This is a genomic window from Arthrobacter sp. ZGTC131 (assembly GCF_002929275.1).
Lineage (GTDB): Bacteria > Actinomycetota > Actinomycetes > Actinomycetales > Micrococcaceae > Arthrobacter.
In genome coordinates this window covers 173,688-200,148 of record NZ_PJIK01000005.1, presented here as the reverse complement: position 1 = coordinate 200,148, position 26,461 = coordinate 173,688, and the positions used below count along the sequence as shown (strand labels likewise).

The following is a 26,461-nucleotide window of genomic DNA, read 5'->3' as shown; positions in this document are numbered from 1 at the left end:
CTATGAGTGATGTTCTTGAAATGGCCGCCGTCAGCGTTGTCCGCGGAGCCAAAACGCTCCTGAGCAAGGTTGACTGGCAGGTCAAGGAAGGCGAGCGGTGGGTAATCCTCGGACCCAACGGCGCCGGCAAGACCACTCTGCTCCAGATCGCCGCCGCCAGGCTCCATCCGACGAGCGGCATGGCAGGCATCCTGGAGGAAATCCTCGGCTCGGTGGACGTCTTCGAGCTGCGGCCGCGGATCGGACTTTCCTCGGCGGCCCTCGCCAACCAGATCCCCGAGCACGAGAAGGTCCTCAACGTCGTGGTCACGGCCGCCTACGGAGTGACCGGCCGCTGGCGCGAAGGCTATGAGAAGGACGACGAACGCCGGGCCTTCGCACTGCTGAATGACTGGGGCATGGGTCCGCTGCTGAACCGCGCGTTCGCCTCGCTTTCGGAGGGTGAGCGCAAGCGTGTCCAGATCGCCAGGGCCCTCATGACCGACCCCGAACTCCTCCTGCTGGACGAGCCCGGCGCCGGGCTTGACCTTGGCGGCCGCGAGGACCTCGTGCACCGGCTCAGCCAGCTGGCCCTCGACGACACCGCTCCCGCGATCGTGCTTGTCACCCACCACCTTGAGGAAGTCCCGCCGGGCTTCACGCACGCGATGCTCATGCGCGACGGCGGGGTCGTGGCTTCCGGACCCGTCGAAGAGGTCCTCACCTCCGGCAACCTCAGCGAGACCTTCGGCCTGCCCCTTGAGGTTTCCGTCAACTCCGGCCGTTACTCCGCCACTGCCCGCCGCTAGCGGGGCGGCCCGCACAGCGTGGAGTTATTCAGCGGCATCCTTGTGTTCTTCGCCGGCCTGTGGGCCGGCACCATCAACAGCGTGGTCGGTTCGGGCACCCTGGTCACCTTCCCGGTGCTGATTGCCCTGGGACTTGCGCCGGTCACGGCGTCAATGAGCAACGCCATGGGCCTGGTGGCCGGCGGAGCGGCCGGCGCCTGGGGATACCGCCGCGAGCTGAAAGGCCGCGGCCGGCAACTCCTGAAGCTGCTCCCGGCCTCCCTCCTCGGCGGCATCTCCGGAGCGTGGCTGCTGCTCCATCTCCCCGAAGAAGTGTTCCACTATGCTGCGCCGGTGCTGATAGTGTTTGCGCTGCTCATGGTGGTCTTCCAGCCCCGGCTGCAGCGCTGGGTCCGCAACCGCGAAGAAAACCCCGAGCACGCGCTCCGGGACAAGCACCACAGCGTCCTCCTCGTGGTGCTCGTCTTCCTCGCCGGTGTCTACGGCGGTTACTTTGTGGCCGCGCAGGGGATCCTGCTGGTCGCCATCCTCGGCATCTTCATGACCGGCACCATCCAGAACGCCAATGCGATGAAGAACATCCTGGTGCTCGGCGTTAACCTCATCGCGGCGACGTCCTACCTGCTGTTCGCGTTCGGCCGGATCAACTGGACCGTGGTGGCCATCATCGCCGTCAGCTCGCTCATCGGCGGCCTCGTCGGCTCCAAGGTGGGCCGCAGGCTCTCGCCGCCCGTGCTGCGGGGCGTCATCTTCGCCCTGGGGCTGGTTGCGCTCGGCTTCATGATCGCGAATCTGCTGCAATAATCGGCCGGTGACTTTCCACTATCTCGAGTCCGCGGCCGACCCGCGGGTCTCCGACTACACGCAGTTGACCGACGTCCACCTGCGCAAGCTCCGCGAACCGGCGGAGGGCATGTATATCGCCGAATCCTCCCGGGTCCTGAGGCGGGCGCTGGCTGCGGGCCACCGGCCGCGGTCGTTCTTCCTCGCGGAAAAGTGGCTGCCGGACCTGGCCGATATTTTTGAGCAGTATCCGGACGTGCCTGCCTACATCGGCAGTGCCGGCCTGCTCGAGGAGATCACCGGCTTTCACCTGCACCGCGGGGCCATGGCCGCCATGCACCGGCCGGCTCCGGTTCCGCTGCCCGAGCTGCTGTCCGGGGCCCGCAGGGTGGCGGTCCTTGAAGACATCGTGGACCACACCAACGTCGGGGCCATCTTCCGCTCGGCGGCAGCCCTCGGCGTCGACGCGGTGCTCGTGTCCCCGCGCTGCGGGGATCCGCTGTACCGGCGCAGCGTACGCGTCAGCATGGGCACCGTTTTCCAGGTGCCATGGGCGCGGCTGGAGTCCTGGCCGGGGGACCTCGCCGTCCTCCGGGACCAGGGATTTACCGTGGCTGCCATGGAGCTCACCGGGGACGCCGTGGACCTCGACGATCTGGCCGCCCGGAATCCGGAACGGCTCGCGCTGGTGCTGGGGACGGAAGGTGCCGGCATGAGCGCGGAGACCCTTGCCGCCGTCGACCTTGCAGTGAAGATCCCGATGCGCGCCGGAGTCGACTCGCTCAACGTGGCGGCGGCGTCGGCGGTGGCGTTTTGGGAGCTGCGGCCTCGGGCATGACGGCGTTCGTCAGCCGGCCCCGGATCCGCTATTATTGATAGCTGGCTGCCCTGTGTTTCTTGCTTGCTCTTGCTAGCTCCGGACGCGGACAGCGGCCATTCCATTCATACCTGGCAGCTGGCAAAATCCAGCGCTGCGAACAAAGGTCCCACTATGAAGTCTGATATCCACCCGAAGTACGAAGCTGTTGTTTTCAACGACCTGGCTTCCGGCGTCAAGTTCCTGACCAAGTCCACCGTGTCTTCCAAGAAGACCATCGAGTGGGAAGACGGCAACACCTACCCGGTCATCGACGTCGAAATCTCCTCCGAGTCCCACCCGTTCTACACGGGCAAGCAGCGCATCATGGACTCTGCAGGCCGCGTCGAGCGCTTCAACGCTCGCTTCAAGGGCTTCGGCGGCAAGAAGTAACTTACTTCTCCCCAAGGTTCTTTGGAAAGCCCGCACCGGCAACGGTGCGGGCTTTTTGCGTTCGTGGGGCAGGATGGAACCCATGACTGGCACACCGCTTGACGTATCCGACAACGGCGCCGGGCGCCTGCACGGCGAGTACAAGGTCCCGGGCGGCAAGCTCGTGGTGGTGGACCTTGACGTCGTGGACGGCGCCTTCGCCGGCGTCTCGCTGAGCGGCGACTTCTTCCTGGAACCGGATGAGGCGCTGCTGGACATCAACTCAGCGCTCGAGGGACTCCCGGAAAGTTCGACGGCGGCTGAGATCGCCGCCGCCGTGGAGGCGTCCCTTCCGGCCGAAGCCGTGCTGTTTGGCTTCTCCGCGGGCGCCGTGGCCGTCGCCGTGCGCAGGGCGCTGTCCAAGGCAACCCACTGGAGCGACCACCACTGGAACATCATCGGGCCCACCGTCCTGCCGACGCACCTGAACGTGGCACTGGACGAGGTCCTCACCGAAGAGGTCGGCGCCGGCCGCCGCAATCCCACCCTGCGCTTCTGGGACTGGGAGGAGCCGTCCGTGGTGATCGGCAGCTTCCAGTCGGTCCGCAACGAGGTGCACCCCGACGGCGTGGCACGGCACGGGATCACGGTGGTCCGGCGCATCAGCGGCGGGGGAGCCATGTTCATGGAAGCCGGCAACTGCATCACCTACTCCCTGTACCTGCCGCAGACCCTCGTGGACGGCATCAGCTTCGCGGACTCCTACGCATTCCTGGACGCCTGGGTCATGGCCGCGCTGAAGCAGCTCGGCATCGACGCCTTCTACGTGCCACTCAATGACATCGCCACCGATCAGGGGAAGATCGGCGGCGCCGCGCAGAAGCGGCTGGCCAACGGCGGCATGCTCCACCACGTGACCATGAGCTACGACATCGATGCCGACAAGATGGTGGAGGTGCTCCGGATCGGCAAGGAAAAGCTCTCGGACAAGGGGACAGCCAGCGCCAAGAAGCGGATTGATCCGTTGCGGCGTCAGACCGGCCTGGCACGGACGGAAATCGTCTCGGCCATGATGGACGTGTTCGCGGGCATGTACGGAGCCACTCCGTCGGAGCTCACCGGCGCGGAACTGGAAACCGCCCGGCAGCGGGTGGCGTCCAAGTTCGGCACGCACGAGTGGCTGTACCGCGTGCCGTAGGAAATCCGTTCTGAGCCTTCAAAACGGCAGTTACGGAGCTACCGATGGTGTTTTCCCGGCGAGGGTCTGGGCTGTGAGTGCCTGGGCCGTGAGGGCGCGGTGCAGGTGGTCCCGCTGCTCGATGATGATCCGGCGCAACGCACGTGGCGCGTCCGGGTGGGCCAGCAGCCAGGCGTCAGTGCGGACGACCACCGGGTGATTCTCCGGGGAGCCTCCAGCCGCGGAACCGTCCGCCGGGGCAAGGTGACGGGACGCGGGGTAGAGCCCGCGGACAATCCGGCTGGCGATCTCGATGCTCCGTTCCGCCCACACTGTTTCCAGGCAGCCGAAATACGGTTCCACGAAGGGATCCAGCAGTTCCTCCGGGCCGGTGTTGAACCCGGCGATGGTGGCGCTGAGCAGCTGGTTGGACAGTTCCGTGCCGCGGACCGCCGCGTCCCAGGCGGCAGCCTTGACGGCGGCGTCCGGCCTGGCGGCGAGGGCCGTGGCGTGGCCGGCACGGCCCGACGCCGTGGTGTCGCGCGTCAGCTCGGCGTCGAGTTCGGCCTCGCCGGCGAGGCCGTGGGCCGCGAGGGCGTGCCACAGGCTCCACCGCAGCTCGGCGTCGACGGCGAGTCCGGGCACGGCGACCGTGCCGTCCAGCATGCCGCGGAGCAGGGCCAGCTGACCGGCGTCCGTTCGGCTGAGGGTCGCGAGCGTCCTGGCCCATGCCAGCTGCTGGTCGGAGCCGGGCGCGGCACTGCGCAGCTCCGTGGCCGCGGCGGACGCGAACGCCGCGCGAACCTCGTCACGCTCCTCAGCCGGCACGTAGTATTCCAATGCGGTGGACGCATTCCCGAGGACATTCAGCAGCACGCCGATTCCGGTCTCGGCCGGGGCAAAGCGGCGGACCGCCTCCACGTACAGCGACGCCGGTGTGACGCCGTCCCGGGCTGAATTCCACAGGGCAGTCCAGCACAGGGCACGGGCCATGGGGTCGCTGATCCTGTCCAGCGAGACGCGGACGGTGGCCTCGGAGCCGGGGTCGAGCCGGACCTTGGCATAACTCAGATCCTCGTCATTGACCAGCAGGAGCGCGGGCCGGTCTGCTCCCGCCAGTTCGGGAATCTCCTCCGCTGCCCCGGTCACGCCCGTCTCTACGGAACCCGTGCGGACCAGCATGCCGCCTGCGTCAAAGTTGTACAGCCCGATCCGCAAACGGTGCGGACGCAGCTCCTGCCGGCCGGAGGCGGGGTCGGGCGCGTCCTGCAGCAGGGTCACCCTGTTCAGCACACCGTCACGGGCGTCCAGCTCTACGCCCAGCGTGGAGATGCCGGATGTTTGCAGCCACTGCCGCGCCCACACCGCGAGGTCCCGTCCGGACGATGCGCTCAGCGCACTGAGCAGCTCCGCCAAGGTGGTGTTGCCGTATTGGTGGTCCCTGAAGTACTGCCGGGATCCCGCCACGAAGGCATCGAAGCCGACGTACGCCACGAGCTGCTTGAGCACCGAGGCCCCCTTGGCATAGGTGATGCCGTCGAAGTTCTGCTTGGCGGCCTCGAGGTCGGGAATGTCGGCGACGATCGGGTGGGTCGTGGGCAGCTGGTCCTGGACGTACGCCCAGGACTTGCGGTTGTTCGCGAAGTTGACCCACGCGGTGTCCCAGTCCGTGGCGCGGTCCACCCCGAGCGTTCCCATGTAGTCGGCGAAGGATTCCTTGAGCCACAGGTCATCCCACCACTGCATCGTGACGAGGTCCCCGAACCACATGTGCGCCATCTCGTGCATCAGCGTATTGGCGCGGCCCTGGTACTGCGAGTCGGCTGCCCGTGAGGTGAAGACGTAGTTCTCCGTGAACGTGACCAGGCCGGGGTTTTCCATGGCGCCCAGGTTGTATTCGGGCACGAAGGCCTGGTCATACTTGCCCCACGGATACGGGAAGTCGAACAGCCCGTTAAAGAAGTCGAGCCCCTGCTTGGTGAGTTTGAACAGCTCGCCGGTGTCAAAGGACTTCGCCAGGGAGGCCCGGCAGTAAAGGGCCAGCGGCACGTCAAGCCGCGTGCCGTCATCGAGGATTTTGCTCCATTCGTCCCGGGCCTTGAAGTACGGGCCTGCCAGGACGGTGGTGATGTAGGTGGACATAGGCAGGGTCGAGGCGAAGTCCCAGCGGCTGGCCGCGGCGTCATCGGCCAGCGGTAACCGTGCTGCCTCGGCGCCGTTGGAAGCAACCTCCCACCCGGACGGGGCAATGACGTGGAAGGTGAAGCGAGCTTTGAGGTCCGGCTGCTCGAAGTTCGCGAACACGCGGCGGGCGTCCGCAGGCTCGTACTGCGTGTACAGGTAGCACTGGCCGTCGGCGGGGTCGAAGAACCGGTGCATGCCTTCGCCGGAACTGCTGTAGAGGGCTGTCCCGGTGACGGTCACCTCATTCTCGGCCTGCAGGTTGTCCAGCCGGATCCGGGAACCGTCAACGACGTCGGAGACCGGCAGTGCCGTGCCGTTGAGGACCACGCTGCTCACATTCCGGCACATGAAGTCCAGGAACGTCGAGGCGCCGGGCTGGTCCGCCGAAAACGCGATGGTGCTTCGGCTGGCGTAGCCGGAGACGTCAGGATCCGCCGCGCTGCGGACGTCGAGGAGGACGTCGTAGCTGTGCGTGGTGATCAGGGCCGACCGTGCTGCCGCTTCATTGCGCTGGAGGTTCTCATTCGACACTCAGCTATTGAATCATGAGCAGTGCCGCTCCCAGGCCGAGGGCCGCGATCAGGAACCATGCCACGAGGGCGGCGAGCAGCGCGCGCAGCCCGGTGTGCAGCAGCGTGCGGATCCGCACGGCCGATCCGAGCCCGAAGAGCGCGGCGCCGAGCAGGATGTCCTGCAGCCCGGCCGCCGCGTCGAGCCAGCCTGCAGAGACCCAGCCGGTGGACCGGAGCGCCACCAGCGCCACGAAGCCCACGACGAACAGCGGCACCACCGGCGGCAGCGCCTCGGCAGGGGAGCCGTCTGCAGCGGACGGCTGGGCGGCGGACGTCTTAGCCGCCGACGTCTTAGCCGCCGCAAGGCGTTGCTGCAGTCCGGCCGCGGCCACCATGGGCGCCAGCAGGATCACGCGCGTCAGCTTCACCACGACCGCGATGCCCAGCGCCGCCGGCCCCGCGGTCTGCGCCGTAGCCACCACCTGTCCCACATCGTGCACAGACGCACCCGTCCACGCACCGAACACCTCGGCGCTGAGGTTCAGCGGATGGACCAGCAGCGGCAGGGCCCCGATGGCCAGCGTGCCGCACAGCGTCACCAGGGCCACCGGCAGGACGGTATCGGCGTGCCGGATCCGCCGTACGGCGGCCATCGCGCCAATAGCGGACGCACCGCAGATCGAAAATCCCGTGGCAATGAGCAGGGAGGCCTCCCGCGGAAGCCGGAACAGCCGGGAAATTCCGTAGGTCCCGGCGAAGCTGGCCAGCACCACCGCCGTAATCAGGAGCAGGGACGTCCAGCCGAGCCCCAGGACTTCGGCGACGCCGACCTTCAGCCCCAGCAGCACGATGCCGCCGCGCATCAGGTGCTTGCCGGCGAAGTCCAGCCCCGGCCGTGCGCGCCCGGCCACCCACACCGCCGTGAACGGCAGGTTGGCCGCGAGCAGGCCCAGGGCCACGGCCAGGGTCATGGCAGGCAGGGCCGGAACAGCGGCGTGGACGGCGAAGGCGAGCGCCAGCGCCACCAGGGCCGTCAGCAGGCCCGGCAGAATGCGGGTAAAGTTCTGATGCGTCACCCCGCGCAGCTGCCGCCGCATCGGCGTCGGGAATCGGAAGTCTGGCACGTCCCAACCATGCCGGACACCGGCGGCAAAAGACCAACCGGGAGGACCCCTCCAACACGCCACGGGCGGGTCCGGTAATGAATTCGCAACAAAAAGGTGGTTGGCTTATGCCCATGTCTGACCTATTCCAGGATTACTCCGAGGCGGCCGGCCGCTCCGGCGCCTACGACGAGATGTTTGCCCCTGGGCAAGTGGCCCGCAAGTCCTACGGGCAGGTGGCGGGTGCCCTTCGCGAGCTGTCGCTGGCAGACGTCAGCGCCCGTGCGGACTCCATGGCGCGTACGTTCCTGGACCGTGGCGTGACCTTCGACTTCGCGGGGGAGGAGCGTCCCTTCCCGCTCGACATCGTGCCCCGGGTGATCCCCGCCGATGAGTGGGACGTCCTGGAGCGCGGCGTGGCCCAGCGCGTCCGTGCCCTGGAGGCGTTCCTCAATGACGTCTACGGCAAGATGGCGGTGGTTTCCGACGGCGTGATCCCGCGGCAGCTGGTCACCACCAGCGCACACTTCCACCGCGCCGTGCACGGCTTCGAACCGGCGGGCGGCGTCCGGGTGCACATCTCGGGCATCGACGTCGTCCGGGACGCGGCCGGAACCTTCAGGGTCCTGGAGGACAACGTGCGTGTGCCGTCGGGGGTCAGCTACGTGCTGGAGAACCGGCGTGCCATGGCGAAGGGCCTTCCGGAGGCCTTCGGCCAGCAGCTCATCCGGCCCGTGGAGGAGTACCCGCGCAGGCTGCTGTCGGCCCTGCGGAAGACGGCGCCGACCGGCGTCGACGACCCCACCGTGGTGGTGCTGACCCCCGGTGTCTTCAACAGCGCCTACTTCGAGCACACCCTCCTCGCCGGTCTGATGGGCGTGGAGCTCGTGGAGGGCCGCGACCTCGTCTGCCGCGGCAACCGTGTGTACATGCGCACCACCGCCGGTGAACAGCGAGTTGACGTGATCTACAAGCGCATCGACGACGACTTCCTGGACCCGCTGCAGTTCCGCGCCGACTCCATGCTGGGCTGCCCGGGCCTGGTCAACGCTGCCCGCGCCGGCGGCGTGACCATCGCCAACGCTGTGGGCAACGGCGTGGCGGATGACAAGCTGGTCTACAGCTACGTGCCTGACCTGATCCGCTACTACCTCGCCGAAGAACCCGTCATCGCCAACGTGGACACGTTCCGGCTGGAGGAAAAGGAAGCCCGCGAGCACGTCCTGGACCGCCTCGACGAACTCGTGGTCAAACCGGTGGACGGCTCCGGCGGCAAGGGCCTGGTCATCGGCCCGGACGCTTCCAAGGATGAGCTGGAAGCCTTGCGCAAGCGGGTCATTGCCGATCCTCGCGGCTGGATCGCCCAGCCCGTCCTGCAGCTGTCCACCGTGCCCACGCTTAGCGGCGACAAGTTCGGCCCCCGCCACGTGGACCTCCGCCCGTTTGCGGTCAACGACGGCGACGACGTCTGGGTGCTTCCCGGCGGCCTGACCCGGGTTGCACTGAAGGAAGGCTCGCTGATCGTGAACTCCAGCCAGGGCGGCGGATCCAAGGACACCTGGGTGCTCGCGGATTCCCCGCAGGTACCGGTGGAGCGGCTGCCGCGGCAGTCCGTCACTGTCCGGGAACGCGTCTCCGTGTGGCCGGTGGAGAGCAACTGGCGCGACCGGCAGTCGGAGCAGCAGCAGTGACGCCGCACGTATTCATGCCCACATCCACCACCATGCTCGCGCAGGAGGTAGCCACACATGCTTAGCCGAATCGCCGAGTCCCTATTCTGGATCGGCCGCTACGTTGAACGGGCAGATGGCACAGCCCGCATCCTCGATGTCCACCTTGAACGGCTGAACCACCTGCCCACAGAGGAGCAGCGCAGCGTTGCCCGCGAACTGCTGGCGGTCATGGGGGCGCGCCCGCAGAGCGAGGACTTCGGTCTCGACGAGCTCCTGCATGCCCTCGCCTATGACAAGCACAGCGCAACGTCCATCGCCGGTTCGCTCGGCGCTGCCCGGGAGAACGCCCGGCGTGCCCGCGAGACGGTGTCCTCCGGACTGTGGGAGAGCCTGAACACCACGCATTACGGCCTGAACCAGCACCGCAAGGACGTGGTGGGCACTTACCGGTTCTGCCACTGGGTGCTGGAGCGGACGGCCATGGTCAGCGGCCTGGCGGACACCACTGTCAGCCACGATGACAGCTGGCTCTTCCTGGCCCTGGGCCGATCCCTGGAGCGCGCCGACATGACGGCCCGCATGCTTTCCACCCGCGATGTCCTGTCCGCGGGCATGTCCTGGGTGAACATGCTGCGCTGCGCCGGCGCCTACGAGTCCTTCCTGCGGACCCGCCGTGCCGCCTTCGGCGACCAGCATGCGGCCGAGTTCCTACTGCTGGACAGGCTCTTCCCGCGCTCCATCGTCTACGCCCTGCGCGACGCCGACGAGTGCCTGGCGAAGCTGGATCCCTCGGCCCAGCGCGTCGGCTTCATCAATGACGCCCGCCGGATCGTGGGCCAGGCCCGCACCTTCCTCGAGTTCCACCGGACTGACGACCTGATGTCGGAGCTTCCGGAACACATGGAGCGCGTGCAGAAGGCGGTTTCGCAGGCTTCGGACGCCATTTCCCGTAAGTACTTCAATCAGGCGGACGAACTGGCCTGGGTGGGAGAAGTTTCATGACCCGGCTGAGCATCATCCACAAGACCGGTTACCAGTACAACAAGCGCGTCACGCTGTCCTACAACGAGGCCCGCATGACGCCGCTGACTGATCCGCAGCAAGTGGTGCTGGAGTCGTCCATGAAGGTGTCCCCGTCCCAGGCGGCGGTCAGCAGCTACCGGGACTACTGGGGCACCCGGGTCACCGCCTTCGACATGCAGATGCCGCATGAGCACCTGGAGGTCCTGGCCACCACCACCGTCGAGGTCCACCGGGCCGTCCGGATTCCGTCAGAGGCGGACATCGTGGGCTGGGACGTCATCGCCTCGCCGGAGACGCTCAACCAGTTCAGCGATTGGGTTCCGCAGTCCCAGCTGACCGGCCCGGGGGAGGAAGTGCTCGGCATCATCCCCGGCGTCGTGGCAGGCAAAAACCCGCACGAGGCCGCCATGGCCATTTTTGAGTGGATGCGCGGTGAGATGACCTACATGAAGGGCACCACCGGCGTCACCACCAACGCCGAGGAGGCCTGGAACCAACGGCAGGGGGTATGCCAGGATTTGGCGCACCTGGCCATCGGGTCGCTGCGCAGCTGCGGCGTCCCGGCACGCTACGTCTCCGGTTACCTTCACCCGCGTTCAACGGCGGACATCGGCGAGCCGGTGGCCGGCCAGTCCCATGCGTGGCTGGAATGGTGGGACGGGGAATGGCGGAGCTGGGACCCCACCAACCACAAACCCGCCGGAGACTTCCACGTCACCGTGGCACGCGGCCGGGACTACCGGGACGTGCCTCCGCTCAAGGGCATCCTGTCCGGCGGCGGCGGCTCCACGCTCAGCGTGAGTGTGGAGATCACCCGGCTGGCCTGACGCCTTCCTGGCTGCCGGCGGCGCCCACTCGGGGAAGACCTGCCCCGAGGGCGCCGCCGACGGAGGTGCTGGAGTGCCCTGCGGTGAAGCGGTTTGCCGTCTACCAGGGGCTCGGCTTGTAGTCCTTCAGGAACACGCCGTACTGATCCTCGCCGCCTTCGCCCATGACGATGGGATCGTAGACCCGTGCTGCGCCGTCCACGAGGTCCAGGGGCGCGTGGAAGCCTTCCTCCATCAGCCGGACCTTGGTGTAGTGCGGGCGCTCGTCGGTGATCCAGCCGGTGTCAACGGCCGTCATGAGGATGCCGTCCGTGTCCAGCATTTCCTGGGCGCTGGTCCGGGTCATCATGTTCAGCGCCGCCTTGGCCATGTTGGTGTGCGGGTGCCCCGGTCCTTTGTAGGCGCGGGAGAACTGCCCTTCCATGGCCGAGACGTTCACGATGTACTTCCGGCGGGCCGTTGAGCGCTGCATGGCATCCCGGAGCCTGCTGACCAGCAGGAACGGCGCGGTGACGTTGCACAGCTGGACTTCGAGCATTTCCAGCGGATCCACCTCGTCCACTACCTGGGTCCAGCTGTTGATCGTGGCAAGGTCAGGCACGAGCCCGCCGGCGTCGATGGCGGTCCCGGTCGCGATGCGTTCCAGCGACGCAGAACCGGTGGACAGCGCCAGCGAGGTGATCGCGTCGCCCGCGAGGACCGGATGCTCGGTGACGCTGCTTGCGAGGGCCAGCGGGTGCTTGTCGTGGGCGTGGCCGAAGGTCACGAGCTCGGGCCCTCCGTTGGCGGTTTCGAGGGCCGCCGGCAAGGGCTCGTCCTCGGCGTCCACGAGCGGCTTGTAGGCGTTGCCTGAGCGGCGCACGGTCTGCGCGGCGTTATTGATGATGATGTCCAGCGGCCCTGCGGCGCTTACCGAATCGGTGAGGGCCATGACCTGCGAGGGGTCGCGGAGGTCAATGCCCACGATCTTCAGCCGGTGCAGCCAGTCGGAGCTGTCCTCCATGGCGGCGAAGCGGCGCGCGGCGTCCTTTGGGAAGCGTGTGGTGATGGTGGTGTGGGCGCCGTCGCGCAGGAGGCGCAGCGCGATGTACATGCCGATCTTCGCGCGGCCGCCGGTGAGCAGGGCACGGCGTCCGGTCAGGTCTGTCCTGGCATCACGCTTGGTGTGGCTGAATGCCGCGCATTCCGGGCAGAGCTGGTGGTAGAAGGCGTCCACCTGCGTGTAGTGCCGCTTGCAGATGTAGCACGGCCTGGATCTGATCAGGTGTCCCGCGACCTTGCCGGTAACTGACGGCGCGAGCTTATTGCCGCGGGTCTCGTCGTCGATCCGGTCCGGCGCGGCCGTGGCCGTCTGGGCGATGACGGCGCGGTCGGATTCCGCAATCAGGTCCCGCTTGGTCACGCGCCGGTGCCGCTTGACGGCCTTGAACATTTTGCCCGTGGCCCGGCGGATCGAGACGTAGTCCGGGTGCTCCTCGTCGTAGACGTGGATGGTGTTAAGGACTTTAAGGCAGGCCTGAATCTCTTCAGGCGTCAGATCGGAGGAGCTCATTGATCTGATTTTACAGCCTGCCGAGCCTCAGGCCCGCCTATGAAGCCTTATTGACCGGGACTTCAGGAGCGGCTGTTGATGGTCTGCTGCGCTGGTGCATCCACGCCGACGGCGGAGGCCTGGACCTTGCCGGCCTGCTCCACGGACTCGCGCACGTCCGGGAAGTTCTCGGTGGCGGCCTTCACTGCGTTGGGAACAAGGTGGAGGTTGGCGGCGGAGAGGGCCCGTTCGGCGTCGTCCGGCTCCGGAACGGCCTGGCCCTTCGACAGCACGGTGATCCCCGAGTCCGTGACCTTGAAGCCCCGGGCGCGGTCGAGTTCCGCGTCCAGGCCGATCGCGGCGCCGGCGGGAACCTTGACGTTTTTGTCGATAATGGCCCGGCGGACCACGGCACCCGCGCCGATCTGGACCTTGTCCATCAGCACGGAATCAACCACGCGGCTTGCGGTGCTCACGTACACGTCGTTGGAGAGGACCGAACCCTCCACGATGCCGCCCGAGATGACCACACCGCTGCCCACGATCGAGTCCAGGGCGCTGCCCACGGTGTTGTTCTCGCCGCGGACGAACTTAGCAGGCGGGGAGATGCTCTGGCGCGTGTAGATGGGCCATTCCGAGTTGTACAGGTTGAACACCGGCAGCGGCGAGATCAGGTCCATGTGGGCGTCGTAGAACGAATCGATCGTGCCGACATCCCGCCAGTACGTGCGGTCGCGTTCGGTGGAGCCGGGAATGTCGTTGAGCGTGAAGTCGTACACGTCGGCCTCGCCCTGGTTCACGAAGTAGGGAATGATGTCCCCGCCCATGTCGTGCTTGGTGTCCAGGCGTTCGGCGTCGACGTGCAGGGCGTCCACCAGGGCGTCGGCGTCGAAGACGTAGTTGCCCATGGATGCCAGGAACTGGGTGGGATCGGCGGCCAGGCCGGGCGTCGAGGACGGCTTTTCAACGAAGGCGGCGATCTTCTGGGAGTCTTCGGCGTCAACCTCGATCACGCCGAACTGGTTGGCCATGTTCAGCGGCTGGCGGACGGCGGCGACGGTTGCCTTGGCGCCGCTGCGGACGTGCTGTTCCACCATCTGGGCGAAGTCCATCCGGTACACGTGGTCCGCGCCCACCACGACGACGATGTCGGGGTTGGCGTCATGGATCAGGTTCAGGGACTGGTAGATGGCGTTTGCACTGCCGAGGAACCAGCTCTTGCCGACGCGCTGCTGCGCGGGGACGGAGGCCACATAGTTGCCAAGCTGCGTTGACATCCGCCAGGTCTCGGAAATGTGGCGGTCAAGGCTGTGGGACTTGTACTGCGTCAGGACCACGATCTGGAGGTAGCGGGAATTTACGAGGTTGGACAGCGCAAAGTCGATCAGACGGTAGCTTCCCGCAAAGGGCACGCCGGGTTTGGCCCTGTCCGCCGTCAATGGCATGAGACGGTTTCCCTCGCCACCCGCAAGGACAATGGCCAGGACTTTCTTATTCAACGGCATGTGGTCGCTCCTGTACGCCTTCGTAACTTCCCCAAAAGTCCGGCACGCCCGGACTCCTTCACACTAGAACAGTTCAACCGTAACGACTACCTTGGGTATCGTGCGAATAGACATTGTGACTAAAGAGTTCCCGCCGGAGATTTATGGTGGCGCGGGCGTCCACGTAGCCGAGCTAAGCCGGGTCCTGGCCCAGCACGTCGACCTTCAGGTGCGCGCCTTTGGTGCGCCCCGGGACGCCGACTACCACGGGGCCACGGTGACTTCCTACTCCGTGCCGGAGGATCTCGGGTCGGCCAACGCCGCGGTCCAGACGCTCGGCGTGGACCTGCGCATCGTTCCGGACATCGCCGGCGCGGATCTGGTGCATTCGCATACCTGGTACGCCAACATGGCCGGCCACCTGGCCTCGCTGCTGCACGGCATCCCCCACGTCCTGAGCGCCCACAGCCTGGAGCCGCTGCGCCCGTGGAAAGCGGAGCAGCTCGGCGGCGGCTACGCGCTGTCCTCCTGGGTGGAGAAGACAGCCTACGAGGCGGCCGCTGCCATCATTGCCGTCTCCGAGGGCATGCGCCAGGACATCCTGCGCAGCTACCCCGACGTGGACCCCGGCAAGGTCAAGGTGGTGCACAACGGCATCGACGTCAGCATGTGGAACCGCGACGAGAACGACGACGCCGTCCGCACGCTCGGCATTGACCCCGACCGCCCCAGCGTGGTGTTCGTGGGACGGAACACCCGGCAGAAGGGCGTTCCGTACCTCCTGCGGTCGGCCGCCAAGCTCCCCGACGACGTCCAGCTGGTGCTGTGCCTCGGCGCGGCGGACACCCCCGAACTGGCCGCGGAGACTGCACGGCTGATCGAAGAACTTCAGGCCCAGCGCAGCGGCGTCGTGCTCATTGAGCGGATGCTGCCGCGCAACGAGCTCGTCCAGGTGCTCAGCCACGCCACTGCCTTCGCGTGCCCGTCCATCTACGAGCCGCTCGGCATCGTGAACCTTGAGGCCATGGCCTGTGGCGCCGCCGTGGTTGCCAGCGCCACCGGCGGCATCCCCGAGGTGGTCCAGCACGGCGAGACCGGGCTCCTCGTGGAGATCGAACAGGTCACCGACGGCACCGGCACGCCGCTCGACCCGGAAAAGTTTGTCAGCGATTTCGCGGCCGCCCTGACCGAGGTAGTGTCCGATCCCGAGCGCGCCCGCGCCATGGGCGAGGCCGGGCGGAAGCGGGCGGAAGAGCACTTTTCGTGGGAGTCCATCACGGAGACCACCCTCGACGTCTACCGCTCAGTGCTTAAATAGCGCAAAGCAATCTAATGCCCGACGGCGACGCTCCCCACGCGTGGGGAGCGTCGCCGTCGCGCATTAAGCAGCAGGTTTTGGGAGCGGAAAGCTAACCCTTGGCGGACTGCGTCTTCCGCGCGAGGAGCACCTTTTCATCCACCGGGGCTTGTCCGCTGGCGCGCTGTGCGCGGTAATAGTCCCGCGCCTCGTCCTGCCGCAGCTTCTCTGCGCCCGTCGCAATGGCGGCCCGCAGGTGGTCCGGCCCGTATCCGAAGGCGTCCACCAGATCCATTGCATGCGGGCGGATCTTGGTCAGGAGCCGGTTGATGTATTCGCCCACGGTGCGCCCGCGCTGCATGGAGAGCCTGCCGTTCATCAGGTACCAGGACAGGTTCTTCTCGATCAGGGACAGCCCGAACAGGTCCCTGAGCCAGGTGAGCACCGTCTTGGTGCCCGGATCCTCGACCCCGGCGAGGGCTTCGGTGAACGCTTCCCACTGCAGCAGTTCCGCATGGGCCTGCGCTGCGTCGATGAGTTCGTCCTGATGCCGGTTGAACACCGCAGCAGCCTCTCTCTGGGGGAGTTTGCTGGCGCCCCTGAGGGCACCGCCGGCGTCCGCGACCATGGTCTGGACACGATCGGTCAGCAGCGCGCGCTGGCTCTCCTCGTCCCGCAGCGCGATGGCGGCCTTCTGGGGCAGGCCGGTGTCCGCCACGAACTGCGCCACACCGCGGAGGCCGGTCCGGTGGACGGCGTTCCCTGCAGCCTGGTTCACCACGTACCTGGCCAGGACACCGAAATTGACGCTGCGGAATTCCTTGGCGTAGTCCGCGAGCAGCCGCTTGGCCACCAACTGGAGGAGCACGGTGTTATCTCCCTCGAAGGTGACATAGACGTCGAGGTCGGCCCGCAGCGAGGCGAAGCGGTTTTCGATCAGGAACCCGGCGCCGCCGCAGGCTTCGCGGCACTCCTGCAGGGTGTCGAGGGCGTGCCAGGTGCTGAGCGGCTTGAGGGCCGCGGCCAGTGTCTCGAGGTCCTGGCGGTCCGCGTCGGAGTCGTGCGCACCGGAGAAGACGTCGTCGAACTTCTGCAGCAGCTGTTCGTGGGCGAAGCCGGCGGCGTAGGTGGTGGCCAGGCGGGTGAAGAGCCGGCGCTGATGCCGCTGGTAGTCCAGGAGAACCTCCTCCTCCGTGAGCGAGGAGGAGTTGAACTGGCGGCGTTCGGCGGCATAGGTGATGGCAGTCTTCAGCGCCAGCTTGGACGCGGCCACCGCGGCGCCGTCGAGGCTTACCCGGCCCTGCACCAACGTGCCCAGCATGGTGAAGAAGCGCCGGCCCGGGCTGGCAATCGGGGAACTGTAGTTGCCGTCCGCGTCCACGTCACCGTAACGGTTGAGCAGGTTGGTGCGGGGGATCCGGACGTCGCTGAAGTGCAGGCGTCCGTTGTCGATGCCGTTGAGGCCGCCCTTCACGCCGTCGTCCTCGCCGCCGATGCCGGGGAGGAATTCCTTGGTGGCGGGATCGCGGAGGTTGACGTAGAACGCATGGACCCCGTGGTTCACGCCGCGAGTCACCAGCTGGGCGAAAACAACGGCGCCGAGCCCGTCGATGGCGGCGTTGCCGATGTAGTCCTTCCAGGCCGCACGGAAAGGCGTGTTGAGCACGAACTCCTGCATGCCGGCGTCGTACGTGGCAGTGGTGGCGATGCTGGCGACGTCCGAGCCATGGCCGGTCTCCGTCATGGCGAAGCAGCCCGGGATGTCCAGGTTCATGATGCCGGGGAGCCATTTGCGGTGGTGCTCCCCAGTGCCCAAATGCATCACGGCCGAGCCGAAGAGTCCCCACTGTACGCCGGCCTTGATCTGCAGGGACGGGTCGGCGGTGACCAGTTCCTCGAAGCCCGCAATGTTTCCGCCGTGATCGTCCGAGCCGCCGAGGGCTGCCGGGAAGGCGCGGTGGACGGCGTCGTTCTCCACAAGGTAGCGCAGCTGGCCGAAAGTGCGCGTGCGGTGTTCGGTATGGGTCAGTCCCTCTGTCTTGTGCAGTTCGGGGCGCGCGGCAAGTTCGCGGGCCTGGCGCCGGACGTGCGCCCACTTGCCCAGCAGCTGCTCGCCGAGCGCAGCGACGTCGACGGCGGGCTGGTCCGCGGGGGCGGGACGGGAGGATGTGCCCGTGGGGCGGTCCGCTACTTCGGTCATGTCGATTCCTTCGTTGGTTCTGACAATTGAGGGGTTACTGAACGTCGGGAAGTTCGGGTGCGATGCCTACACACAGCCAGGCGGTGATCTGGCGGGCCATGGTCTCCTGGTCCGGTTTCGCCGGCGAGTCCGGGCTGGCCAGCCACTGCTCGCCCGCATTGCGGACCAGTCCGATCGCCGCGTTCGGCCAGTAGCCGATCACGGCTTCCTTGCCTTCGCCGAGATGCGCGCGCATGGGCCGGGCGATCATGTCTGCGATGGAGTCGAAGAAGTGCCCCAGCGCACCCGCCGTGGCAATGGCAGTGGGGCCGCCGTCGGGATCCCCTGCGGAATAGCGGGTCACGAAGGTGTAGACGTTGGGGCTTGTCTCGGCCATCTGAAGGTACGCGGAGACCATGGCGAACAGCCCTTCGCGCGGGGTCTGCGCGCTTTGGGCCGCTTCCCGGATGCGGCGCTGCATCTGGCTGAGCACCACTTCGCCCACGGCCTGCTGCAGCCCGGCCTTGTCCCCGAAGTACCGGTAGAAGACGGACTTTGACGTGCCGGCTGCCGTGGCGATGTCCTCCATGGAGGCGTCACTTCCCAAAGCGTGAACTGCCCGCCGGGCAGACTTTATGAGCTCCCGCCGGCGCTCCTCGCGGTGGGACTGCCACCTGGAAGCGCGGCCGTCTACGGCCGCGGGTCCGGACAGGGGGTCTCCATCAGTCTGCCTCGTATTCACGATACCCAGCGTATCAGGTACGCTGGGTATCGATAACTAGCCCGGACCCAAGGAGAACGCATGTCCATCGACGGACAGTCAGTAAATGGACCCGAGGCGCCCGCTGCGTCGCGGGCCGCTTCATCCGCACACGCCGTACGCCGCGCCGTGGTGGTGGGCGGCAACAGGATTCCGTTCGCCCGGACGGGTGGCGCCTACACCAAGTCGTCCAACCAGGACATGCTGACGGCCGCCCTAGACGGACTGATCGCCCGCTTCGGGCTGCAGGATGAGCGCATCGGCGAAGTTGCCGCCGGCGCCGTTCTGAAGCACTCGCGGGATTTCAACCTGACCCGCGAGGCCGTGCTGGGCTCTGCGCTCTCTGCTGAAACGCCGGCCTATGACCTCCAGCAGGCCTGCGCCACGGGCCTGGAAACGGTCCTGGGCCTGGCCAACAAGATCAAGCTTGGACAGATTGACTCCGCCATCGCCGGCGGTGTCGACTCGGCCTCCGACGCACCGATCGCCGTCAGCGAGGGACTCCGGGAAGTCCTCCTCGACCTCAGCCGGGCCAAGACGCTGCCGCAGCGCCTGCAGATCCTTGCCCGCCTGCGTCCGAAGGACCTGGCGCCGGACGCACCGAATACGGGCGAGCCGCGGACAGGCCTGTCCATGGGGGAGCACCAGGCCCTCACCACTGCCCAGTGGAAGATCACCCGTGAGGCCCAGGACGAGCTGGCGTACAACAGCCACCGCAACCTTGCAGCGGCCTACGACGCCGGCTTCTTCGACGACCTCCTCACCCCGTACCGCGGGCTCACCAGGGACTCCAACCTCAGGGCCGACACGAGCCTCGACAAGCTGGCGTCCCTGAAGCCGGTCTTCGGCCGGAACCTCGGATCGCAGGCCACCATGACGGCAGGCAACTCCACGCCGCTGACCGACGGCGCTTCCACCGTCCTTCTGGCATCGGAGGAGTGGGCGGACCAGCACGACTTGCCCAAGCTCGCCACCATTCTGGACGGCGTGGCCGCCGCCGTGGATTTTGTGCACGGCAAGGACGGTCTCCTGATGGCTCCGGCCTTCGCCGTGCCGCGTCTGCTGGCGCGCAACGGCCTGACGCTGGATGACATCGACTACTTCGAGATCCATGAGGCGTTTGCCGGCACTGTGCTGAGCACGCTGGCCGCCTGGGAAGACGAGGAATTCGGCCGGACCAGGCTGGGGCTGGAAGGAGCGTTCGGGAAGGTGGACCGTTCCAGGCTGAACGTCAACGGGTCCTCCCTCGCGGCTGGCCATCCGTTCGCTGCCACCGGCGGCCGCATTGTGGCCTCTCTCGCCAAGATGCTGCACGAAAAGGGCGCTCCCGACGGGCGCCCTGCCCTCGGCCTGATCTCCATCTGCGCCGCCGGCGGCCAGGGCGTCGTGGCCCTGCTGGAAGCACAGTAGGGGATCCTCATGACGGACACTTACACACGGATGGTCAGCAAGGGCCTTGGCCGGGATGTTGCAAAGAAACTCGGGCTCCCGCAGCCGGCCTTGCTTCGGCGCCACGAACCCGGCCAACCCCTGGTCAACGGCCCGTTGCTGGTTGTGGGCTCAAGCGCGGGAGCGGACGCCCTCGCCGCTGACCTTCTCGCCTGGGACCTTGACGTCCGGCGCCATGCCGTCCCCCGGGAGAAGCTCGGCGGGATCGTCCTGGTCCTCGACGACCTCGAAAAGCCCGGGGACCTTGAGGAGCCGGTCCTGAGGGCGGCGCCGTCCTTGCGCGACCTTGCTCCTAATGGACGCGTCCTCACCGTTTCGCGCGTGCCCGACGGCGGCACGCCGGCCGCCGCTGCCGCCCGGCAGGGCGTCGACGGGCTGCTCCGCTCGCTGGCCAAGGAACTCCGTGCCGGTGCCACGGGCAACGGCATCCTTCTGGCCGACGGTGTGAGCGCCACCGCTCCGGGAGCGCTGGGCGCGCTCGGGTTCTTCCTTTCCGCGCGGTCCGCGTTCGTGGACGGCCAGTTCGTGCGGGTCGGCTCTTCGGACGGCAGGCTTCCCGACGACGTGGATACGCCGCTCGCAGGAAAGGTCGCCGTCGTGACGGGGGCCGCGCGCGGGATCGGTGCCGCGATCGCCCGCACGCTCCACCGGGACGGCGCGACGGTGGTGGCGGTCGATATTCCTGCCGCAGGCGACCACCTCGCCGAGGTTGCCAACGACGTCAGGGGAACAGCCCTGCAACTGGACATCAGCCGGGAAGACGCCGGCGCCAGGATCATTGACCACGCTGTCGGACGCCACGGGCGCCTGGACATAGTGGTCCACAACGCGGGCATCACCCGGGACAAGCTTCTGGTCAACATGGACCACACCCGCTGGAGCTCTGTGATTGACGTGAATATCGCCGCCCAACTGCGCATCAACGACGTCCTCCTGGCTTCCGAGCACTTCCGGTCGTCGCCGCGCATCGTCTCCGTTGCTTCAACCAGCGGTATCGCCGGCAACCGGGGCCAGACGAATTATGCTGCCTCCAAGGGCGGGGTCATGGGCATGGTGAGGGCCACGGCGCCTCTGTTGGCCCGGCACGGCGGCTCGATCAACGCGGTGGCACCCGGCTTCATCGAAACGGAGATGACCGCCCGCATACCGTTTGCCACGCGTGAGATCGCACGGCGGCTGAATTCCCTCCAGCAGGGCGGGCGCCCCCAGGACGTTGCCGAGGCCATTGCGTTCCTCGCCAGCGACGCCGCCGGCGGCATTTCCGGCGAGGTGCTTCGGGTGTGCGGACAAAACATGGTGGGAGCATGAGCAGCGCCCAGCCCATCATTCTGGGAGAAATGCCGTCCCTCTCGAAGCTCTACGTGAATGCGGCCGCCGCGGCTGCCCGGCGCCGGATCCTGGGCTCACATAACAGCACCGCGCTGCCCCTGGTAAGCCATGAGGTCAGGGGAGTCCTGGCCGACGTCGGGAATCTCACGGCCTATCAGCACCTCCTGGGTGAAAGTGCCAGCGACGTGCTGCCCGCCGGTTTCATCCACGCGCTGGCGTTCCCGGTGGCCATGAGTGTCATGAACCGCGATGACTTTCCGTTGCCGCTGCTGGGAATGATCCATTTGCGCAACGTGGTTGAGCACCGCAGTGCGCTGAGGTTTGCCGACCCGATGGATATCACGGCCTGGACGGAAAACCTTCGGGCGCACCGCGCCGGAACCCAACTGGACATCGTGGCCGAGGTCCGCGGGGCCGGCGAAGGCACGGTCCACTGGCGTGGGGTTTCGACCTATCTGGCGAAGGGTGTTTACCTGCCCGGAATCGATAAGGCGGCGGCCGCGGCCCAGCCTGCGGCGTTCAAGGCTCCGGATCCGACTGGGCTCTGGCAGCTCGGGGTCGACGCCGGACGTGCGTATGCCGCGGTTTCCGGCGACTTCAATCCCATCCACCTCAGCGTGCTCTCAGCCAAGGCCCTGGGCCTGCGCCGTTCCATTGCGCACGGCATGTACCTCGCGTCGAGGGCGCTGGCGGACGTCGGGTCCGCCAAGGGCGAGGCCTTCCGCTGGGAGGTCAGTTTCGAGGCGCCGGTGTTCCTGCCGGCGAGGGTGGCTTTGGACATTTCCACTGTGCAGACGGACGGCGCGGCATGGTTGCGTTCCGACTACGTGGCGTGGAGCCCGCGGTCCGGCCGGAAGCACTTCAGCGGATCCGTGGTGGCGCTGTAGCGCCGTCCGGGACCGGGCAGTCTCACCGGCCGTCCGTACGAGTGACTCGCAGGATCCGGTGGAGGCTCAGCAGAATGGACTCGGCGGCGCTCGGTGCATCTGCGTCGGTGTCCTCGGAGGTGATGCGTACTTCGAGGGCACCGACCGCAGCGTGAGCCGCACGCAGCAGCTCCGCCTGCCGGCCGGCGTCGTCCTCTTCTGCCGAGCGAAGCACTTCGCTGACTGCTGCCAGGGCTTCCGCCAGCGGCTCGCTGTAAGGCAACGGGATGGTGAAGGGCATGTCCTCGCTCCAGATCACGTCCGTCAGCACCTCGGTCATGTCCTGGATGTGGAACGTGATGCGCTCCAGGTCCCGGACGTTGCGGTAGTCCAGGTCCACGTCGCGGGGATGGAAACGGCGCCGGGGGTTGGCCTCCCTGCTGGCATCCGCTTTCTCCACCGCGGCGCGGACGGACCTGGCCGATCCGGCCAGTTCTTCGGACCTGCGGGACCACTCCTGGTGCTCGGGTGGCCATTTTTCGTGCATCGCCTCTCCCATGTCGGAGAGTTGGCGGGCCAGCGCGAGGCGGAGTTCAGCCAGGCTCATCGCGGCCGCGTTGAAGTGGAGGGGCGGGAACACGAGCATGTTCACGACGATGCCAACGGCAACACCCACGCCCATCTGGAGCAGGTATCCGAACGAGAAGTCGTCCGGGTTGTGTCCGCCCACGAGCAGGACCAACAGCGCCGCCGTAGGGATCCAGTCCCGGCCGGCGCCCAGGCGGGGGAGCCCGGCCAGCAGGACACCGAGGGCCATCACCACGCCCACGGTGAGGGGAGTGGCGCCGAAGCTGATCAGGAGGAAGGCAAGGCCGATGCCCGCCGCCAGTCCCACCAGCGTCTGCACGCCTTGGCGCATGGACCCGGCGACGTTTTCGTACATCACCACCAGCGCGCCGAGCGGAGCATAGTACGGATACTGTGCCGCAGCGCCTGGCATCAGCGGAGCGATCAGGAACGCGAGGCCCGCGGCCAGGCCGGCCTTGGCGGCCAGTTGCAGCCGCGGCGCGGCAAGGGCGCGCCCCACCCTTCCTGCAGTGATCTGCCAAAGTTTCCAGGGCAGTGGATCCCGGGCCGTTGTGTCCTGCTTCGAGGTGCTCATCCGGCCCAACAGTAGGGCCGCCGCCCGTGTGCGGCAAGTGGATTAACCGTCAACGCCGGGGGCCCGGTGAGCGTGCGACGCAGGACTCTGCCTTCAGCAGGGGCCGTGTCCCGGGGCCACTTCTTCTCCTGTTTTGACGGGTCCGGGAGGCGTGCCTTCCCCGAAGGGCCGCCCGCCCAGCGCTTCGCGGCCGTGCGGTGTCAGCCACCCGGACAAATCCGGTCCTGCCGGGACGACGCCGGTGGGATTGATGTCTTCATGAACGATGTAATAGTGCTGTTTGATCTGCACGAAGTCGGTGGTGTCCCCGAATCCGGGCGTCTGGAAGAGATCGCGGGCGTAGGCCCACAGGACGGGCATCTCGCTGAGCTTGTTCCGGTTGCACTTGAAATGGCCGTGATACACGGCATCGAAGCGGGCCAGCGTCGTGAAAAGCCGGACATCAGCCTCGGTGATCGAGTCGCCCACGAGGTACCGCCGGGTGCTCAGCCGTTCTTCGAGCCAGTCCATGGCCGTCCACAGCCTGCTGTAGGCGGCGTCGTAGGCATCTTGGGAGCCGGCGAAACCGCACCGGTAAACTCCATTGTTGACCTCGGTGAAGACGCGCCTGTTGACACTGTCAATCTCCTCGCGCAGGTGTTCAGGGTAGAGCTGCGGCGCACCGGGGCGGTGGAATTCGGTCCACTCGGTGGAAAAGTCCAGCGTGATCCGCGGAAAGTCGTTGGTGACCACTGCCCCGCTCGCGACGTCCACCATTGCGGGTACCGTGATGCCGCGGGGATAGTCCGGGAAGCGGCGGAAGTACGCATCCTGCAGGCGCTCTATGCGCAGAACGGGGTCCTTGCCGTCCGGATCCAGGTCGAACGTCCAGGAACGGGCATCGTGTGTGGGGCCGGGCTGGCCCATGGAGATGACCTCTTCCAGACCCAGTAGCCTTCGCACGATCACGGCGCGGTTCGCCCACGGGCAGGCACGAGCGGCTATCAAACGGTAGCGGCCGGGCGCCACGGGCCAGCCGGGCTCGCCGTTCGGCCCCGGGGTGCCTTCCCTGGTGATACGGTCCTCGATGTAGTTGGTGTCCCGGTTGAAGTCGCCACCGGTGACATACGATCCCCTGGTGCTGTGTTGTTCGAGTGTGCTGGGCGTCTCGGTCATTGACCCAGCCTATGTCGCCGCGGCAAGAACCTGCGAGATCGGCTGCCATGCCACTAGCCAGGATGCTGCCACCAGGATGGAAAACAGCACGATCCAGACGCCCGACGGCACCGCGGTGGCACGGTAGAGGATGTAGGCGTCGGAAGTTCTCAGCTGGTCGCGGCGGCGGAGGTGGACGTTGGTGAGCTTGGCCAGGTCACGCACTGCGGCCACGAGCAGCGCCAGCCCCAGAATGATGGCCACGTGCCCGGTAAAAGCAGCGGGCACGGCAATGATCATGGCGGCCGATGCAATGACCGTCGCCAGGAGGATGAACACTCCGGCGACATTGCGAATGAACATCAGGGATGCCAGCAGTATCAGCAGTCCGGCGGACATGGCGGCGGGGCCCCACCCCGTGAAACCGGACCATACGAGGGCCGCGCCCGTGATGCCGGGAACGGGATATCCCCAAAAGCCTGACCACACTGCGGCGAGCCGGCCGCGCGTGTAGGAGGTGGTGGTGCCCGAATGGTTGAGCCGCAGCTGGATGCCGCCAAGCCGCTGGCCGCTCGTAAGGGCGGCAAACGCATGCCCCAGCTCGTGGGTCACTGTCGCGAACAACCCGAAGTACCGCCAGGTGGCGCGCGGGACCGAGAGGATTACGGCAATGACGACGACGGTCAGGAGTTCAGCAATGGATACCGCCGGAATGTCGGACTGTGCGAAGCCTGAAATCAGGCGGTCCCACCATTGTTGCGGGAGGGAAGGCGCGGCTGCTTCGAAGTAAACCATAGGAATCTAGGCTACCGCCGGACTACTTCAGGTTGAGCCGTCCGGGTTTGAGGCCGTCCGCCTTGAGGGCGGTCAATGCCTGCGCGACGCCTGCCGCGGTTCCGCAGCCGGGGTGGTTGGCGTGGGCAATGATGATGTCCCCGGCCTTGGCTGCCGCGACTTCGCCAACAACAGCCGGCGCAGGGTAGGTGGCACCGCCGTCGCCGTTAACGCTGAATGACACAGGGACCATCCCGAGTTGCCTGACGATCGCGGCGGAGGCCTCGTCGAGATAGGCAGTGCCGGGCCGGAAGTACCGGACCGGCTTCCCGGTGAGGCGGTGCAGTGCAGCCTGGTTCACCATGATTTCTTCGTAGACCTCCGACGGGCTGGCCGTGCCTTGGATTCCGTAGGCGCTGCGGCCGGAAACCGAGAGCGGGATGTGTTTGGTGCCGTGGTTGCCGACCTCGAAAAGAGGGTTTTCGGCCAGGGATTTGGCGGCCCCTGGATTTGCCTGGATCCACCGGAAATTAAGGAAGAACGTGGCCCGGGTCCGCGTACGTTGCAGCATGTCGATGAGTTCTTGGTCTACGCCGTTCCCGCCGGGACCGCCACAGCAGTCGAAGGTCAGGGCGATCCTGCGGCCGCCGCCCGTGAGCTTCGTGGCGGTCCCCGGCACGAAGAGGCCCCACGTTCCCGGAGCCTTGCCCGTGAAGTCTGCCACGATGCGGTCCTTGGCCGGCGCCCCGGGCAGCCCGGTGGCGGCAGGGGAGGGCGGGCGTTCGGTGACCGGCGGGACGGTCGGCTCCGCCGCCGGAGGAACCGGCACCCGATCCGGTGCCGGAGAGTCCGGCAGGGGACGCTCAGCGGCAGGAGGGGCCGCAGTCGGAGGTTTTGCTGGAACGGTCGCGACGGGCGGGGCCGCAGTCGACGGTGCAGCGGGTGCCGCTGCGGTTCCGGTGGCGCCGCTTCGGGCCGCAGGACCGCAGCCGTTGAGGGCCACGGCCACTGTGGCGAGCGCGAAAAGCCGGCGGCCAATTTTCGCGTTCCGGCGATTTCGGCCGTGCGGTTCCACGTTGCTCATTCCTCCCCAGACAGGGGTAGCGGCCCCCCCAAACCCCGACAACAATACCCGGAAGATTCTCCCCTTCCGGCTGCGGCATGCCGGTGAAACCGAAAGTAGTGCCGGGCCGACTTC

General features: G+C 67.1%; 22 protein-coding genes. 12 read left to right on the top strand and 10 right to left on the bottom strand.

Translation table 11 applies throughout. The features are described from left to right. Nucleotides 1-2: 2 nt before the first annotated feature. From CXQ90_RS09125 to CXQ90_RS09105, 5 genes are all read left to right on the top strand, one after another. Complete coding sequence (locus CXQ90_RS09125) at nucleotides 3-788, top strand: ABC transporter ATP-binding protein (protein ID WP_104138598.1); 786 nt, start codon at nucleotides 3-5, stop codon at nucleotides 786-788. 18 nt (nucleotides 789-806) lie between these two features. After that, nucleotides 807-1,592: a sulfite exporter TauE/SafE family protein gene (locus tag CXQ90_RS09120; protein WP_104138596.1), complete on the top strand. Its 786-nt coding sequence runs from the start codon at nucleotides 807-809 to the stop codon at nucleotides 1,590-1,592. Nucleotides 1,593-1,599: 7 nt separating this feature from the next. Beyond that, nucleotides 1,600-2,409 carry an RNA methyltransferase gene (locus CXQ90_RS09115; protein WP_104138595.1) on the top strand — a complete coding sequence of 270 codons (810 nt, stop codon included), beginning with the start codon at nucleotides 1,600-1,602 and terminating at the stop codon, nucleotides 2,407-2,409. A gap of 153 nt (nucleotides 2,410-2,562) precedes the next feature. Beyond that, on the top strand, nucleotides 2,563-2,820 hold the full coding sequence (locus CXQ90_RS09110) for a type B 50S ribosomal protein L31 (RefSeq protein ID WP_028267311.1): 258 nt from the start codon (nucleotides 2,563-2,565) through the stop codon (nucleotides 2,818-2,820). A gap of 82 nt (nucleotides 2,821-2,902) precedes the next feature. Then, complete coding sequence (locus CXQ90_RS09105) at nucleotides 2,903-3,997, top strand: biotin/lipoate A/B protein ligase family protein (RefSeq protein WP_181038497.1); 1,095 nt, start codon at nucleotides 2,903-2,905, stop codon at nucleotides 3,995-3,997. A 30-nt stretch (nucleotides 3,998-4,027) separates the two neighbouring features. On the opposite strand, the gene pepN is transcribed toward CXQ90_RS09105, so the two are convergent. After that, entirely contained in the window at nucleotides 4,028-6,691 is a 2,664-nt protein-coding gene (gene pepN / locus CXQ90_RS09100; protein ID WP_104138591.1) for an aminopeptidase N, read from the bottom strand. A 4-nt stretch (nucleotides 6,692-6,695) separates the two neighbouring features. After that, nucleotides 6,696-7,769: a YeiH family protein gene (locus tag CXQ90_RS09095; protein WP_104138590.1), complete on the bottom strand. Its 1,074-nt coding sequence runs from the start codon at nucleotides 7,767-7,769 to the stop codon at nucleotides 6,696-6,698. A gap of 140 nt (nucleotides 7,770-7,909) precedes the next feature. Here CXQ90_RS09095 and CXQ90_RS09090 point away from each other — a divergent pair, with 140 nt between their 5' ends. The 3 genes from CXQ90_RS09090 to CXQ90_RS09080 are packed head-to-tail and all read left to right on the top strand — an operon-like array spanning nucleotide 7,910 to nucleotide 11,298. Further along, nucleotides 7,910-9,466 carry a circularly permuted type 2 ATP-grasp protein gene (locus CXQ90_RS09090; protein ID WP_104138588.1) on the top strand — a complete coding sequence of 519 codons (1,557 nt, stop codon included), beginning with the start codon at nucleotides 7,910-7,912 and terminating at the stop codon, nucleotides 9,464-9,466. A 57-nt stretch (nucleotides 9,467-9,523) separates the two neighbouring features. Then, nucleotides 9,524-10,450: an alpha-E domain-containing protein gene (locus tag CXQ90_RS09085; protein ID WP_104138587.1), complete on the top strand. Its 927-nt coding sequence runs from the start codon at nucleotides 9,524-9,526 to the stop codon at nucleotides 10,448-10,450. Next, on the top strand, nucleotides 10,447-11,298 hold the full coding sequence (locus tag CXQ90_RS09080; RefSeq protein WP_104138585.1) for a transglutaminase family protein: 852 nt from the start codon (nucleotides 10,447-10,449) through the stop codon (nucleotides 11,296-11,298). The genes CXQ90_RS09085 and CXQ90_RS09080 overlap by 4 nt, the downstream gene beginning before the upstream one ends. A gap of 100 nt (nucleotides 11,299-11,398) precedes the next feature. Here the strand turns inward: CXQ90_RS09080 and CXQ90_RS09075 are convergent, their stop codons facing one another. Together CXQ90_RS09075 and glgC are read right to left on the bottom strand one after the other, a co-directional pair. Then, nucleotides 11,399-12,850: an SDR family NAD(P)-dependent oxidoreductase gene (locus CXQ90_RS09075; RefSeq protein ID WP_104138583.1), complete on the bottom strand. Its 1,452-nt coding sequence runs from the start codon at nucleotides 12,848-12,850 to the stop codon at nucleotides 11,399-11,401. A 62-nt stretch (nucleotides 12,851-12,912) separates the two neighbouring features. Further along, on the bottom strand, nucleotides 12,913-14,334 hold the full coding sequence (gene glgC / locus CXQ90_RS09070; protein WP_104138582.1) for a glucose-1-phosphate adenylyltransferase: 1,422 nt from the start codon (nucleotides 14,332-14,334) through the stop codon (nucleotides 12,913-12,915). A 100-nt stretch (nucleotides 14,335-14,434) separates the two neighbouring features. Here glgC and glgA point away from each other — a divergent pair, with 100 nt between their 5' ends. Then, complete coding sequence (glgA, locus tag CXQ90_RS09065) at nucleotides 14,435-15,631, top strand: glycogen synthase (RefSeq protein WP_104138580.1); 1,197 nt, start codon at nucleotides 14,435-14,437, stop codon at nucleotides 15,629-15,631. A 91-nt stretch (nucleotides 15,632-15,722) separates the two neighbouring features. Here glgA and CXQ90_RS09060 read toward each other — a convergent pair whose 3' ends face one another. Together CXQ90_RS09060 and CXQ90_RS09055 are read right to left on the bottom strand one after the other, a co-directional pair. Continuing rightward, nucleotides 15,723-17,810: an acyl-CoA dehydrogenase gene (locus CXQ90_RS09060; protein WP_104138579.1), complete on the bottom strand. Its 2,088-nt coding sequence runs from the start codon at nucleotides 17,808-17,810 to the stop codon at nucleotides 15,723-15,725. 34 nt (nucleotides 17,811-17,844) lie between these two features. Beyond that, nucleotides 17,845-18,531, bottom strand: a complete 687-nt coding sequence (locus tag CXQ90_RS09055) for a TetR/AcrR family transcriptional regulator (protein WP_258064435.1) — start codon at nucleotides 18,529-18,531, stop codon at nucleotides 17,845-17,847. 60 nt (nucleotides 18,532-18,591) lie between these two features. Here CXQ90_RS09055 and CXQ90_RS09050 point away from each other — a divergent pair, with 60 nt between their 5' ends. The 3 genes from CXQ90_RS09050 to CXQ90_RS09040 are packed head-to-tail and all read left to right on the top strand — an operon-like array spanning nucleotide 18,592 to nucleotide 22,214. Continuing rightward, complete coding sequence (locus tag CXQ90_RS09050; protein WP_104138575.1) at nucleotides 18,592-19,959, top strand: acetyl-CoA C-acetyltransferase; 1,368 nt, start codon at nucleotides 18,592-18,594, stop codon at nucleotides 19,957-19,959. A gap of 9 nt (nucleotides 19,960-19,968) precedes the next feature. Beyond that, the gene (locus tag CXQ90_RS09045; RefSeq protein WP_104138574.1) at nucleotides 19,969-21,306 is read left to right on the top strand and encodes a 3-oxoacyl-ACP reductase; all 1,338 of its coding nucleotides are present in this window, start codon (nucleotides 19,969-19,971) and stop codon (nucleotides 21,304-21,306) included. After that, nucleotides 21,303-22,214 (top strand): MaoC/PaaZ C-terminal domain-containing protein, encoded by a 912-nt coding sequence (locus CXQ90_RS09040; protein ID WP_104138572.1) that lies wholly within the window; start codon nucleotides 21,303-21,305, stop codon nucleotides 22,212-22,214. The genes CXQ90_RS09045 and CXQ90_RS09040 overlap by 4 nt, the downstream gene beginning before the upstream one ends. A 22-nt stretch (nucleotides 22,215-22,236) precedes the next feature. Here the strand turns inward: CXQ90_RS09040 and CXQ90_RS09035 are convergent, their stop codons facing one another. The 4 genes from CXQ90_RS09035 to CXQ90_RS09020 form a co-directional block, all read right to left on the bottom strand. Continuing rightward, a complete protein-coding gene (locus CXQ90_RS09035) occupies nucleotides 22,237-23,355 on the bottom strand; it encodes an aromatic acid exporter family protein (protein WP_146068867.1) in 1,119 nt (372 codons plus the stop codon). Nucleotides 23,356-23,448: 93 nt separating this feature from the next. Next, nucleotides 23,449-24,510 carry a glutathione S-transferase family protein gene (locus CXQ90_RS09030; protein WP_104138571.1) on the bottom strand — a complete coding sequence of 354 codons (1,062 nt, stop codon included), beginning with the start codon at nucleotides 24,508-24,510 and terminating at the stop codon, nucleotides 23,449-23,451. A gap of 9 nt (nucleotides 24,511-24,519) precedes the next feature. Further along, nucleotides 24,520-25,284, bottom strand: a complete 765-nt coding sequence (locus CXQ90_RS09025) for a M50 family metallopeptidase (RefSeq protein WP_104138569.1) — start codon at nucleotides 25,282-25,284, stop codon at nucleotides 24,520-24,522. Nucleotides 25,285-25,306: 22 nt separating this feature from the next. Beyond that, nucleotides 25,307-26,347: a polysaccharide deacetylase family protein gene (locus CXQ90_RS09020; protein ID WP_104138568.1), complete on the bottom strand. Its 1,041-nt coding sequence runs from the start codon at nucleotides 26,345-26,347 to the stop codon at nucleotides 25,307-25,309. Between the last annotated feature and the right edge of the window lie 114 nt (nucleotides 26,348-26,461).